At 70.7% G+C, this 13,203-nt stretch carries 12 protein-coding genes; 1 reads left to right on the top strand and 11 read right to left on the bottom strand.

Annotated features, from left to right (window positions below; genetic code table 11):
* Window positions 1–158: 158 nt before the first annotated feature.
* The 4 genes from BJP65_RS01730 to BJP65_RS16735 form a co-directional block, all read right to left on the bottom strand.
* Complete coding sequence (locus BJP65_RS01730; RefSeq protein ID WP_070408027.1) at window positions 159–806, bottom strand: thioredoxin domain-containing protein; 648 nt, start codon at window positions 804–806, stop codon at window positions 159–161.
* Between the two features lie 3 nt (window positions 807–809).
* Complete coding sequence (locus tag BJP65_RS01725) at window positions 810–1,505, bottom strand: cation diffusion facilitator family transporter (RefSeq protein WP_070409798.1); 696 nt, start codon at window positions 1,503–1,505, stop codon at window positions 810–812.
* On the bottom strand, window positions 1,502–1,846 hold the full coding sequence (locus BJP65_RS01720) for a helix-turn-helix transcriptional regulator (protein WP_055837498.1): 345 nt from the start codon (window positions 1,844–1,846) through the stop codon (window positions 1,502–1,504). The genes BJP65_RS01725 and BJP65_RS01720 overlap by 4 nt, the downstream gene beginning before the upstream one ends.
* A 338-nt stretch (window positions 1,847–2,184) precedes the next feature.
* Complete coding sequence (locus tag BJP65_RS16735; RefSeq protein WP_181015964.1) at window positions 2,185–2,556, bottom strand: hypothetical protein; 372 nt, start codon at window positions 2,554–2,556, stop codon at window positions 2,185–2,187.
* A 45-nt stretch (window positions 2,557–2,601) separates the two neighbouring features.
* On the opposite strand from BJP65_RS16735, the gene BJP65_RS01710 reads away from it, so the two are divergent.
* Window positions 2,602–3,543, top strand: a complete 942-nt coding sequence (locus tag BJP65_RS01710; protein WP_070408025.1) for a linear amide C-N hydrolase — start codon at window positions 2,602–2,604, stop codon at window positions 3,541–3,543.
* 45 nt (window positions 3,544–3,588) lie between these two features.
* Here the strand turns inward: BJP65_RS01710 and BJP65_RS01705 are convergent, their stop codons facing one another.
* The 7 genes from BJP65_RS01705 to polA all read right to left on the bottom strand — a co-directional run bounded on the left by BJP65_RS01705 (window position 3,589) and on the right by polA (window position 13,172).
* The gene (locus tag BJP65_RS01705; RefSeq protein WP_070409797.1) at window positions 3,589–4,392 is read right to left on the bottom strand and encodes an SDR family NAD(P)-dependent oxidoreductase; all 804 of its coding nucleotides are present in this window, start codon (window positions 4,390–4,392) and stop codon (window positions 3,589–3,591) included.
* 175 nt (window positions 4,393–4,567) lie between these two features.
* Complete coding sequence (locus BJP65_RS01700; RefSeq protein WP_070408024.1) at window positions 4,568–5,077, bottom strand: hypothetical protein; 510 nt, start codon at window positions 5,075–5,077, stop codon at window positions 4,568–4,570.
* A gap of 71 nt (window positions 5,078–5,148) precedes the next feature.
* Window positions 5,149–5,913 (bottom strand): SGNH/GDSL hydrolase family protein, encoded by a 765-nt coding sequence (locus tag BJP65_RS01695; RefSeq protein ID WP_070408023.1) that lies wholly within the window; start codon window positions 5,911–5,913, stop codon window positions 5,149–5,151.
* A gap of 227 nt (window positions 5,914–6,140) precedes the next feature.
* Window positions 6,141–7,475, bottom strand: a complete 1,335-nt coding sequence (locus BJP65_RS01690; RefSeq protein ID WP_055837478.1) for an MFS transporter — start codon at window positions 7,473–7,475, stop codon at window positions 6,141–6,143.
* Entirely contained in the window at window positions 7,472–8,548 is a 1,077-nt protein-coding gene (locus tag BJP65_RS01685; protein WP_070408022.1) for an LLM class flavin-dependent oxidoreductase, read from the bottom strand. Before BJP65_RS01685 ends, BJP65_RS01690 begins: the two co-directional genes overlap by 4 nt.
* Window positions 8,549–8,646: 98 nt before the next feature.
* A complete protein-coding gene (locus BJP65_RS01680) occupies window positions 8,647–10,323 on the bottom strand; it encodes a DUF885 domain-containing protein (protein ID WP_070408021.1) in 1,677 nt (558 codons plus the stop codon).
* 209 nt (window positions 10,324–10,532) lie between these two features.
* Window positions 10,533–13,172 (bottom strand): DNA polymerase I, encoded by a 2,640-nt coding sequence (gene polA, locus BJP65_RS01675; RefSeq protein ID WP_070408020.1) that lies wholly within the window; start codon window positions 13,170–13,172, stop codon window positions 10,533–10,535.
* Between the last annotated feature and the right edge of the window lie 31 nt (window positions 13,173–13,203).

Below are 13,203 nucleotides of genomic sequence, written 5' to 3'. Positions count from 1 at the left end.
GGGCAGAGGAGCGGGGGTGAGAGGCATCGATTCGAGCGTAACGGGGGCGGAGACGGTCGCGATGCACGGTCGGCTCTTGCAGCGAGGAGGCAGACGAGGCTTGAGGGGGTGGCGCCTCGGAGGGCTTCACCCTCGACGATCGCCGACGGCTGAGCGGATCAGCGCTCGGTGGCCGCCTTCACCGCGTTCTCGAGGTCGTTCACGCTCTGGAGGACGAGCGGGGCCCCGTCGACGAAGAACGTGGGAGTGCTGCGCACGCCGAGCGCGCGGGCATCGTCGAGGTCCGATTTCACCCGGGCGGCGGTCGCCGGGTCTGCGACCGCCGCGTCGTACGCCGCCATGTCGAGTCCCATCTCGGCGGCGTAACGGCGGAAGGTCTCGGCCTGTGACTCCTGCGCCTCGCCCCAGCTGCTCTGCGTCTGGAAGAGACGGTGGTACATGTCCTCGAACCGGTCCTGCTGGGCGGCGGCCTCGGCCGCGACGGCCGCGGTGGTGGAGTTCGCGTGGCCCGGGAGGGGGAAGTAGCGGACGGCGTACGTGATGCGCCCCGCGTACTTCTCACGCAGCTCCTCGACCACGGGGTACGTCGCGCTGCACGCTTCGCATTCGAAATCCAGGAACTCCACGACCGTCACCGCGTCTTGGCCGCCGTCGTCCAAGACCTGGGTGTCGTCTCGAATGATCGCGGGGTTCGCTGACGGGCCGGGGGACTGGGCTCGGTCGACGAGGAAGGCGACCAGCCCGGCGACGATGAGGATCGCGAGCGCCGCGGCGGTCACGGTGAAGGGCGTGAAGAGGGATTTCATGGCTCAGTGATGGTCCTCGTGCGCGTGGCCGTGCGCGGTGGTGTGGTGGTCGGCGGGGTCATGGTCGGCCTCGAGGATCATCCCGACGGAGGTGGCGCAGGCGTCGCCGCGCCAGGCTTCCCGCCCTTCGCGCAGGGCGAAAGCGGCGATGACGAGGCCCGCGACGGCGTCGGCCCACCACCAGCCGAACACCCCGTTCAGGACGAGGCCGGTGAGCACCGCAGCCGACAGGTAGGTGCAGATCAGCGTCTGCTTCGAGTCGGCGACGGCGGTCGCCGACCCGAGCTCGCGGCCCGCGCGCCGCTCGGCCAGCGAGAGGAAGGGCATGATGACGACGCTGAGCGCCGTGAGGGCGATGCCGACGGGGGAGTGCTCGACCTCGACCCGGCCCACGAGGGCGAGACCGGAACTCACCGTGACGTAGGCGGCGAGGGCGAAGAACGCGACCGCGATGACGCGAAGAGTGCCCTTCTCCCATCGCTCGGGTTCGCGTCGAGTGAACTGCCACGCGACGGCGGCCGCCGAAAGCACCTCGATGGTCGAGTCCAGGCCGAAACCGATGAGGGCCGACGATGAGGCGATCGTTCCCGCCGTGAGGGCGATGACGGCCTCGACGACGTTGTAGACGATCGTGGCGGCGACGATCCACCGGATACGGCGCTGCAGGACCCGCCGCCTGTCGGTCGCGGCATCGCTCACGCGCAGGTGCACGTCTCACCCGCGCAGCAGTCGGGCTCGACGTGGAGGACGACGCGCAGCAGCTCATCCAGCGCCGGCGCGAGGTGCGCGTCGGCGAGCCGGTACCAGGTGCGGCGCCCGTCCGGCACGGCCTCGACGAGCCCGCAACCGCGCAGACACGCCAGCTGATTCGACATCACCTGACGCGACACCCCGAGCGTGTCCGCCAGGTCGGACGGATACGCCGGAGCTTCCCGCAGAGCGAGGAGCACCCCCGCGCGCGTTCCGTCGGACAGAGCGTGCCCCAGGCGTGCCAGTGCGGCGGTGTGGGTCGCGGTGGCGCTCGGTGCGATCGTCGACATGCGGCCAGGATACAGAAAATCGTGAATTAAGCACACCGTGTATCAAGACGTTCTCCGTCGCGAGCGCGTTTCCGGCAACGGCACCTGGCCGCGGGTGAGGCCGTCGACGTGCGAGGCGCCGGCCGTGGGTGCTCGCGAGGTCAGCACGCCGTGCGCGGATGCGGATCTCGTCAGAGCGCACGTGCTCGGCATTTGCTGCGTGCTCTGCAGCGCGTCGGGGGTTCTTTCGCTCGATGCAGCCCAACCAGGACGTTCGCCGATAATGCACATTATGTCAGCTTGAAGAGGAAAGACCCTTCCCCGGCACCCACACGGCCGGCGGCGATCCCTCGACCCGATCAGGTCAAGAACACGTCCGACACGACTCCGGCGGCGATGGCACCCGCCGCGAGCAGCAGAAGAATTGCGAGCGCGATGCGCGCCCCGACGCCCCGCCCCGCCCGCTGGCGCGATCGCGCGCCGCTCAGGAGCGCGACGCTGCCCGCGACGAGGCTCCCGCAGGCGAAGACACCGAGACCCAGAAGAAGGCCCGCGCCGATCTCGGGCGTGTGCAGGTAGCCGAGCAGCAGTGCCCCCGCGTAGACGATCGCCGCCGTGACGACACCCGCCAGAACTCGTGCGCCGATATCGCGCCAGAACTTCTCTTCGCGGACCCACACTCCGACCCAGCCCCAGGGGCCGGTCGACGGGGTGTCACTTTCCACAGGCACGTGTGCACCCTAGCGTCCCCGCCGCGAAGGGATACGCTGCACCTCGTGTGCACGCGAATCTTCTGGAACACCAACGACGTCGCCAAGACCGTCAGCCGCTGCATGGATTGGGCCGTCAGCGACGAACCCGAGCTGTGGTTCCTCCCCCGCGGCACGGCCCGCGACGGCCGGGCCGACGACCATTCGCTGACCTGGACGTCTGCCTATGCGAGCGTCGTGACCAGCATGTGGGGCATGGGGACCGTCGACGGCCTCAACGAAAAGGGGCTCGGCGCCCACGCCCTGTACCTCGACCCCACCGACGTCGAGTTTCCCGAGCCCGACGGGCGGCCGTCGGTCGCCAACGCCCTGTGGGTGCAGTACCTGCTCGACAACTTCGCCACCGTGGCCGACGCCGTCGCCCACATCGACCGCGTGCGCATCACCTCGCCGTTGTTCCGCGGCATCCAGCTCGGGGTGCACATCGCCCTCGAAGACGCCTCCGGAGACTCCGCGATCATCGAGCCTCTGGGGGGCGAGCTGGTCGTGCACCACGGCTCCGAGTACACGGTGATGGCCAACTCCCCCACGCTCGACAAGCAGCTCGAGAATCGCGCCCGGTACCGGCCCTTCGGCGGTGAGCTTCCCCCGCCCGGTGACATCACGTCGGCCGACCGGTTCGTGCGCTCGGCGTACTTCCTGCACTACCTGCCCGAGCCCGAGAACACCGAAGAGGCCGTGGCGGGAGTGTTCCAGCTCATCGCCAACGTCTCGGTCCCCTACGGCGCGCCGTACTCGACCGGCGACGTGTACCCCACCTGGTGGCGCGCTGGAGCTGACCTCACCAACCGGGTCTACTACTTCGGCTCGACGCGGAGCCCCAACATCTTCTGGGTCACCCTCGACGACCTGGCCGACACCACCGAGGTGCGAAAGATCGACCCGCGGGAGCTCACGCTCGTCGGGGATCAGACCGCCCATCTCGAGCCTGCGGCGCTGCTGTACTGAGCAACACGCTCCGCTGCCGAGACCGCCGGGCGCCCTGGGCGCGGGTCAGCGCACCCAGCTCGACGTCACGTCGAGCACGCGCGCGCCCGACAGGTCGCTGATCGACAGACCGGCGAAGCGCACGGCGGCCTCCGACGTCTGCCAGCGGAAGCGCGGGTCATCGGTGAGCGCCGCTTCGATCACGGTCTCGGCGGCCTCGTCGGCGGGCTGCGCGTTCGCGAAAGACGTCGCGGCCCGGTCGAGGTAGGCCTGCTGCTGGGCGGCGTACGGGCCCGGCGCCGCGCGGTGCACCGAGTCGACGAACGACGAGGTGACGGCGGCGGGCTCGACGATCGACACGTCGATGCCGAAGGGGGCGACGACCGGCGCGAGCGACTGCATGAGGCCCTCCACGGCGAACTTCGCCGCGCAGTACGCGTCGGAGAACGGCTGACCCACCACTCCCCCGACGCTCGTCACCGTGACGATGCGGCCGCTCCCCTGGTCGCGCATACCGGGGAGCACGAGACGCGTCAGTCGCGCAACCGAGAGGTAGTTCGTCTCCAGCTGCTCCTGCAGCTGCGCGTCGGTGAGCTGCTCGAGCGTGCCGACGGCGCCGCGCCCGGCGTTGTTGACGAGGATGTCCACCGGGCCGACCGCGTCGACGAGGGCCTGGGCGGCCGCGGCATCCGTCACATCCAGCGCGCGGATGTCGAGCTCGACACCGGCGTCGGATGCCGCGGCGCGCAGCGCGTCGGCGCGCCCGGTGTCGCGCACGGTGGCGACGACCTGGGCGCCGCGCTGAGCGAGGCCGATGGCCGTGTGCAGGCCGATTCCGCTGGTGGTTCCGGTGACGATCGCGAGAGTCATGAGGACATCGTCGCGCATGAATCCATGGACCGGGTGTGCGGTATCGCTTTCTCCGTTCTCGCCCATCTACGACGCACGCATTCGCGCGACGAAGTCGATCGCCCCCATCGTGGACGCGGCCGCGGCCCGAAGCGGCGGACCGCCGGACACCCCGACGACCCTCCCCCGCAGCCGCCTACACCCGAGCCTTCACCCGAATGAGGAACGCCCCCGGCGCGCGGTCGCTGTCGAGCTCGACGAGCAGACCACGCTCGGGCAGATCGATCTGCACCTGCGTCGAGGCCTGGCAGGGCAGCAGCAGCGGCTCGCCGATGGCCGTCCCCGCCGAGGTCGAGATGCGCCCGGTCACCGTCTCGGGTCCGGCGCAGTCGATCGTGACCGCGTATGCGCCGGGGTCGATCGTCTGGTTGTCGCTGCGGAACGGAGCGACGCCGCCCGGGTCGCCGAACGTGCCCCAGGACTGCCAGAGGAAGTCACCGGGTGCGGCGGCGGCCACCTCATCGTCGAAGTACCCCGCCCACGGGTCGGGGGTCACGGACGGCGACGCGGAGGGCGACGACGTCGTCTCGCTCGCGACGGCGCCGGGTGAGGGCGCCGCGTCGTCGTCTCCGGTGCATCCGGTGAGTGCGATGGCCGCTGCGGCGACGGTCGCGAGGGCGCAGATCGTCCTGGTCGAGAGGGACATCCGGCGATCCTAGGCGCCCGCGGCCGCCCGGGCCAGGGTGTGGACGATTCCGGATGCCGAGCCCCGGCCCGTCATCCGCGCGGCGTCAGCTCCACCCACTGCCCGCCGAACTTCGGCGCGCGGCCGTCGCCCGACGAGGTGCCGGACAGGCGACGTCGCACCCACGGTGCGACGTGCTCGCGGTAGTAGGCCGAGCCTTTCAGCCGCTCGATCTCGGGGATCTCGCGCAGGCGCCACCACTCCTCCGGTGCCGCCAGACCGACCGACTTGAGCACGCGCGCGGCGACGCGGTGATGCCCGCGGGTGTTCATGTGCAGTCGGTCGATCGACCAGAACTCCCCGCCGGCGAGCTCGCGGTCGAACCAGTTGTACGCCGTGATGACGTCGGCGCGCGACGCGAGGCGTTCCTCGACGGCTTTCGACAGCCGGTCGCCGCGCACCTGCAGCACGCGCCCGAGGGGAAGCCCCGCCGAGGGGTTGGCCCCCGAGAGCACGATCAGCTGCACCCCCTCGTCGTCGCACCGGCGCAGCACATGTTTGAACAGGCCGACGATGCGCTCGAGGTCGGCGCGCGGACGCAGCATGTCGTTGCCCCCGCCGTTGAACGACAGGTGCGTCGGCTTCAGCGCCAGCGCCGGTTCGAGCTGCTGTTCGACGATCGGCTCGATGAGCTTGCCGCGGATCGCGAGGTTCGTGTACTCGATCGGTTCGCCGGTGGCATCCGCCCATCCCTGAGCGGCGAGGTCGGCCCACCCCCGCACGGTTCCGTCGGGCAGTTCGTCGCCGACTCCTTCGGTGAACGAGTCGCCGATCGCGACGTAGCGGACGGATGCCATGGGTCGAGCCTACGCGCGGGGCCCACCCCTTCGAGTGTCCACGACACGCCGCGTCCGTCGGGGCGAGCACGGCGTGTCCTGGACACTCGACGGTGTGTGGCGACGGTTCACGCCAGCGCGCGTCCCCGCTGCTCGCGCAAGAACAGCGCGGCGACCGCGGCGACGGGTCACGCCAGCGCGCGTCCCCGCTGCTCGCGCAAGAACGGCGCGGCGAGCACGTCGACGGGTCACGCCAACGCGCGTCCCCGCTGCTCGCGCAAGAACAGGGCCGCGACCACGGCGACGGCGAAGAACGCCGCGAAGACGATGAACAGCACCGGGGCGCCGCCCAGGGCGAGCAGCGGCGGCACCGCCAGCGGGGCGAGGATCGAGGCGATCCGTCCCACACCGGCCGCCCACCCGGCACCCGTTGCGCGCAGCGCCGTCGGGTACGTCTCGGGCGTGGCGGCGTACAGGGCGCCCCAGGCGCCCAGGTTGAAGAACGACAGCATCATGCCCGTGGCGATCAGCGACACCTCGCCCGACGCGGTGCCGAACAGCACCGCGGCGACGGCCGAACCCGCGAGGAAGGTGGCGAGCGTCGCGCGCCGGCCCCAGGCCTCGATGAGCCACGCGGCGACCGCGTACCCGGGCAGCTGCGCGAGAGTGATGATGAGCGTGAAGCCGAACGAGCGCACGAGGTCGTAGCCCTGGGCGACAAGGATCGTCGGGATCCAGATGAAGGCGCCGTAGTACGAGAAGTTGACGCAGAACCACAGCACCCACAGGCTCGCCGTGCGCGCGCGGAGCGACCGCGACCACAGGGCGCCCACGCGTGCGCGCGGGGCGGGAGCGGATGCCGCGACTCCCTCGGACGAGGGCTCGAGCGAGATGCGCCCGGCGGCGGCCTCGAGATCGCGCACGATCGCGACCGCCTCGCTGTTGCGGCCGCGCGAGGCCAACCAGCGCGGCGACTCGGGGAGCCCCCACCGCACGATCAGGGCGTACACGGCGGGGATCGCGCCGAGCGCGAACGCCCACCGCCACCCGTCGGCCGACGCGGGGACGACGAAGTACCCGATGAGTGCGGCGGCGGTCCACCCGACGGCCCAGAACGCTTCGAGGAACACGATCAGGCGCCCGCGGATACGCGCCGGCGCGAACTCGCTCACGTAGGTCGAGGCCACGGGCAGCTCCGCACCGAGGCCCAGCCCCACCACGAAGCGCAACACCAGCAGGGCCCCGAGGCCCCCGACCAGGGCGCTCGCGCCGGTTGCCACGCCGTAGACCAGCAGCGTCAGGGCGAACACCTGGCGCCGACCGAAACGGTCGGCCAGCAGCCCGCCGAGGCTCGCCCCGATCGCCATCCCGGCGAAGCCCGCCGAGGCGATCCACGACGCCTGCGTGGGCGCGAGCTGCCATTGCACCGCCAGTGCGGCGATGACGAACGAGATGAGCCCGACGTCCATGGCATCCAGAGCCCAGCCCAGACCCGACCCCGTGAGGATCTTGCCGTGACGGCGGGTGAACGGCAGCGCGTCGAGGCGTTCGGACACCCGCACGGTGTCGGTCGTGGTGGTCACCGGATGCCGGGCAGGTCGGCGTCGACGGAGAGATCGGTGTCGGCGAGCATCTCGCGCACCAGCGGAAGCACGCGGGTGCCGTACAGCTCGATGCCCGACATGAGCCGGTCGTGCGAGATGGAACCGCTGGCGAACTTCATCTGGAAGCGCGAGGCGCCGAGCACCTTCACGGTGGCGGCGATCTTGGTGGCCACGGTCTCGGGCGAACCGATGTACATCGAGCCCTCGGGGCCGACGTCCTGCTGGAAGCGCAGGCGGTTGTAAGCGGGCCAGCCGCGTTCGCGACCGATCGTCGTGTTCAGCTCGGCGACGCCCTCGTACGCTTCGTCCCACGCCTGCTGGTCGGTCTCGGCGACGTGGCCGGGCGAGTGCACCGAGATCGGCATGGCGGGCTTGCCGAGCTCCTGCAGCGAGCGGCGGTACAGGTCGGCGAAGGGGCGGAACCGGGCCGACGATCCGCCGATGATGGCGAGCACGAGGCCGTAGCCGTAGCGTGCGGCGCGCACGACCGATTCCGGCGACCCGCCGACGCCGACCCACGCCTTCAGACCGTTCTCGGTCTTGGGGTACACGTCGGCATCCTGGAGTCCGGCCCGCGTGCGTCCCGACCAGGTGACGGGCTTCTCGTCGAGAAGCAGCGAGAACAGCTCGAGCTTCTCTTCGAACAGCTGTTCGTAGTCGCTGAGGTCGTAGCCGAAGAGCGGGAACGACTCGATGAACGACCCGCGCCCGAGGATGACCTCGGCGCGACCGTTCGAGACGGCGTCGAGCGTGGCGAATCGCTCGTACACGCGCACCGGGTCGTCGGACGACAGCACGGTCACCGCGGTGCCGAGATGGATGTTCGAGGTGCGGGCAGCGGCGGCGGCGAGCACGATCTCGGGGCTGGTGACCGCGAAGTCCTTGCGGTGGTGCTCCCCCACGCCGAAGAACGACAGGCCCACCTGATCGGCGAGCACGGCCTGCTCGACGACGTTGCGGATGGTCTGTGCGTCGGACTGGAGCGACCCGTCGGGGCCGCGCGAGATGTCTCCGAAGGTATCGAGGCCGAGCTCGACGGGGGTGGCGTCCATGGGGTCTCCTTGCATTCGGATGAATGAACTTTACGCGAGGACGAAACATTCCCCGCATCGGCGGAGGGGCGCCGCGATCGCGACGCCCCTCCCCTTGCTCAGCCGGAGGCCAGAGCCGCCCGCAGTGTGTCGAGACCGACGCCGCCGATGTCGAGCGCACGCGTGTGGAACTGCTTCATCGAGAAGTCGGCGCCGCGGCGCTCCTGCTCCTCGTCGCGCACCTGCTCCCAGATGCGCTGGCCGACCTTGTAGGCCGGCGCCTGCCCGGGCCAGCCGAGGTAGCGGTTGACCTCGAAACGCACGAACTCCTCGCTCATGTTGACGTTCTTCAGCATGAACGCGAGGGCGTAGTCGTGGTCCCACGTGCCGGTTCCGTCGAGGCGCGGCTTGCCGAGGTGCACACCGATGTCGAGCACCACGCGCGCCGCGCGCATGCGTTGACCGTCGAGCATGCCGAGGCGGTCGGCCGGGTCGTCGAGGTAGCCCAGCTGCTCCATCAGACGCTCGGCGTACAGCGCCCAGCCCTCGGCGTGACCGCTCGTGCCGGCCAGCAGTCGCCGCCACGAGTTGAGCTCGGCGCGGTTGTAGACGGCCTGCGCGATCTGCAGGTGGTGCCCCGGAATGCCCTCGTGGTAGACCGTGGTCAGCTCGCGCCAGGTGTCGAAGGTGTCGACGCCCTCGGGCACCGACCACCACATGCGCCCCGGGCGCGAGAAGTCGTCGGTCGGACCGGTGTAGTAGATGCCGCCCTCGTTGGTGGGGGCGATCATGCACTCGAGCGTGCGGATGGGCTCCGCGATGTCGAAGTGGGTGCGACCGAGCTCGGCGACGGCGTGGTCGCTCGTGCGCTGCATCCATTCCTGCAGGGCCTTCGTGCCGTGCAGCTTGCGCGACTCGTCCTTCTCGAGGAAGGCCACGGCCTCTTCGACGCTCGCACCGGGGAGGATCTCGTTCGCGATGGCCTCTTGCTCGGCGACCATGCGGGCGAGCTCTTCGACGCCCCAGTCGTAGGTCTCGTCGAGGTCGATCTCGGCGCCGAGGAACTGTCGGGAGTGCAGCGCGTACATCTCGCGGCCCACACCGTCGACGTCCCCCGCGACCGGGGCGAGCTCCGACGACAGGAACGAGGCCAACGCGTCGTACGCCACGCGCGCGGCTCCCGCGTTCTGGTCGAGATCGCGGGCGAGCGAGGCGGGGAGCTGTCCCTCGGCCGGAGCGGCGTTGCCGACGAACTCGGCGAAGAAGCCCGTGTCGGCGGTGTAGCGGCCGATCTGCGTCACCACCTCGGTCACCTGCCGGCGCGCGGGGACGACGCCCTCGGCGATGCCCCGACGCAGGGTCTCGACGTAGCCGTCGATCGCGGCGGGCAGGGCGCGCAGGCGCTGCGAGATCGTCGCCCAGTCGTCGGTGGTGGCGGTGGGCATGAGGTCGAAGGTCGCGCGGATGTCCTGCGCGGGCGAGGCGATGACGTTCAGGTCGCGCAGGTGCGTGCGCGCCGCGTGCTGCTCGATCATCAGATCGAGTTCGCGCACGAGGTCCATCTGCGTGACGGTGTCGATCGCGTCGACGGGCTGGGCCGCCTCGAGGGCGGCCTTCGCCGTACGCGCCTCGGCCACGAGGGCATCGGTGCCCTCGGGGCTGTAGTCGCCGAAGCAGCCGTTGTGCTCGTCGCGTCCGATGTACGTCGCCAGGGTGGGTACGCGCTCGGCCAGGGTGTCGACCCACGCGTCGGCGATCGTGTCGATCGGCGTGGGGGTGCGTTGTGCGTCAGTCATCTTTCGAGCCTAGGCAAGCCGGGGCGCAGATGCACCTCGGCCCCGGATCGCGCCGGATGCCGATACGGCAGATGACGCACGGTCGAGGGCGCCCGGGTGTGCGAACGCGCCGGAGCAAGCGGCCCGCGGCGCCGGTGCGGCAGCGTCGTCCGTGCGCCGAGGCGTGCGGCCCCCTACCCCGGCGCGGAAGCGCAGCCCGTGCCCCCGCGTCAGTGCCCGGCTTCGTCCCAGTCCGCCCCGCGACCGATCTGCACGTCGAGCGGCACGGTGAGCTGGGCGGCGTCGGCCATGCGCGCACGCACGATCTGCTCCACGGCATCCCACTCCCCCGTCGCCACCTCGACGACGAGCTCGTCGTGGATCTGCAGCAGCACACGCGAGCGCAGACCCGCGGATGCCAGCTCGTCGCTGATGCGGAACAGCGCGACCTTCATGATGTCGGCGGCGCTGCCCTGGATGGGGGCGTTGAGGGCTGCGCGCTCGGCGTTCTCGCGCAGCACGCGGTTCATGCTGGTGAGGTCGGGGAACGGGCGGCGGCGGCCGAAGATCGTCTCGGTGTAGCCGTCTTGGCGGGCCTGCTCCACCGACCCCCGCAGGTAGTCGCGGACGGCGCCGAAGCGGGCGAAGTACTCGAGCATGAGCTTCTTCGCCTCGGACTGCTCGATGCGCAGCTGCTTCGACAGCCCGAACGCCGACAGGCCGTACACGAGGCCGTACGACATGGCCTTGACCTTGGTGCGCATGGCCGGGGTGACCTCGGCGGGCTCGACGCCGAAGACGCGCGCGCCGACGAAGCGGTGCAGGTCTTCGCCCGAGTTGAACGCCTCGATCAGCCCGGGGTCGCCCGACAGGTGCGCCATGATGCGCATCTCGATCTGTGAGTAGTCGGCGGTGAGCAGGGTCTCGTACCCCTCGCCGACCTCGAAGGCCGCACGGATGCGGCGGCTCTCTTCGGTACGGATCGGGATGTTCTGCAGGTTGGGGTCGGTGCTCGACAGGCGCCCCGTCTGGCTGCCGGTCTGCACGTAGGTCGTGTGGATGCGCCCGTCGGCGCCGGTGGCCGCGTCGAGGGCGTCGATGATCTGCTTGAGCTTGGTCGCCTCGCGGTGCTTGAGCAGCAGGTCGAGGAACGGGTGCGGCGCGCTCTCTTGCAGGTCGGCCAGGGCGGCGGCGTCGGTGGTGTAGCCGCTCTTCGTCTTGCGCGTCTTCGGCAGCTGCAGCTCGTCGAACAGCACCTCTTGCAGCTGCTTGGGGGAACCGAGGTTCACCTCGTGGCCGATCGCCGCGTAGGCGTCACGGGCGAGCGCGTCGGCTCGCGCGCCGAGCTCGGCCGAGAAGCTCGACAGCTTCTCGTGCGAGACCGCGACGCCGGCGAGCTCCATGTCGGCCAGGGCGGTGAGCGAGGGCAGCTCGATGTCGTCGAGCACCTCGGCGACGCGCGCGGGCATGTCGGCGCGCTGCGCCTCGGCCACGCGGCGGATGAACCACGCGAGCTGGCCGGGCGTGGCGCCCTCGGTCTCAGGGACGAGCTGCGTGGGGTCGGCCTCGGGGAGCTTCTCGTCGAGGAAGCGCTCGACGAGGTCGCCCAGCGTCTTGTCGGGGAAGCTGGGGCGCACGAGCCAGCCGGCCAGGATGACGTCGGAGGCGATGCCGCGCAGGGTCACGTCTTCGCGGGCGAGCGCCTTGATCTGGGGCTTGGCATCGGCCAGGACCTTGGGCGCATCGGAGGCCAACCACTCGGCGAGGGAGTCACGGACCGCGGGGGTCCACGCGGCCTCGGCCGCGGCGTCGGCGGTCGCCAGGCCGAGGTGCGCGGGTCGGCCGCCCTCGAGGGTGAGGGACAGTCCCACGGGGCCCGTGGCGCCCGTCGCCCACTCGACGAGAGCCGTGGCGTCGAGGGTGGCGGGAGTGGGCGCGGTCGCCGTGGGCCGAGCCTCGTCGACGGCATCGCCCGGGTCGCCACCGAGGGCGTCGAACACGCGCGGCAGAAGCGTGCGGAATTCGAGACGCGCGAAGATGTCGCGCACGGCCTGCGCGTCGAGCGGCTGCATCGCGAGGTCGCCGGGGGCCTTGTCGAGCTCGACGTCGCGCAGCAGACGGTTGAGGGTGCGGTTGCGCCGCACGCCGTCGATGTGCTCGCGCAGGTTGCCGCCGACGACGCCGGTGATCTTGTCGGCGTTGTCGAGCAGGGCATCGAGCGAGCCCCACTGGGTCAGCCACTTCACGGCCGTCTTCTCGCCGACCTTGGGCACACCCGGCAGGTTGTCGCTGGTCTCACCGACCAGGGCGGCGATCTCGGGGTACTGCGCCGGCGGCAGGCCGTACTTCTCGATGACGGCGGCGGTGTCGTAGCGCTTCAGCTGCGACACGCCCTGCACGTTCGGATACAGCAGCGTGACGTCGTCGGTGACGAGCTGGATGGTGTCGCGGTCGCCCGAGCACACGAGCACGGTGAAACCCTCGGCCTCACCCTGCGTGGCGAGGGTGGCGAGGATGTCGTCGGCCTCGAAGTCCTCTTTCGCGAGCACGGGGACGCCCATCGCCCGCAGGCAGTCCTGCAGCAGCGGGATCTGGCCCTTGAACTCGGCGGGAGACTCGCTGCGGTTCGCCTTGTACTCGGCGTACTCGCGCGTGCGGAACGACTGCCGCGAGGTGTCGAACGCCACGGCCAGGTGCGTCGGCTTCTCGGCCTTCACGAGGTTGACGAACATCGACAGGAAGCCGTAGATGCCGTTGGTGTGCTGTCCGTCCTTCGTGGAGAAGTTGTCGACGGGCAGCGCGTAGAACGCGCGGTAGGCCAGCGAGTGGCCGTCGACGACGAGGAGAGTAGGCTTTTCGGCATCCGTCACTCCTCCAGCGTAACGAGTGCCACGGACACTC

This window comes from Microbacterium sp. BH-3-3-3, from assembly GCF_001792815.1.
GTDB lineage: Bacteria > Actinomycetota > Actinomycetes > Actinomycetales > Microbacteriaceae > Microbacterium.
This window is presented reverse-complemented; position numbering and strand designations above follow the sequence as displayed.

Bases quoted from the DNA above. Each gene is read 5' to 3' on its own strand.
- BJP65_RS01730 (WP_070408027.1), bottom strand. From the start codon at position 806: ATGAAATCCCTCTTCACGCCCTTCACCGTGACCGCCGCGGCGCTCGCG.
- BJP65_RS01720 (WP_055837498.1), bottom strand. From the start codon at position 1,846: ATGTCGACGATCGCACCGAGCGCCACCGCGACCCACACCGCCGCACTG.
- BJP65_RS01705 (WP_070409797.1), bottom strand. From the start codon at position 4,392: ATGACTCTCGCGATCGTCACCGGAACCACCAGCGGAATCGGCCTGCAC.
- BJP65_RS01700 (WP_070408024.1), bottom strand. From the start codon at position 5,077: ATGTCCCTCTCGACCAGGACGATCTGCGCCCTCGCGACCGTCGCCGCA.
- BJP65_RS01695 (WP_070408023.1), bottom strand. From the start codon at position 5,913: ATGGCATCCGTCCGCTACGTCGCGATCGGCGACTCGTTCACCGAAGGA.
- BJP65_RS01685 (WP_070408022.1), bottom strand. From the start codon at position 8,548: ATGGACGCCACCCCCGTCGAGCTCGGCCTCGATACCTTCGGAGACATC.
- BJP65_RS01680 (WP_070408021.1), bottom strand. From the start codon at position 10,323: ATGACTGACGCACAACGCACCCCCACGCCGATCGACACGATCGCCGAC.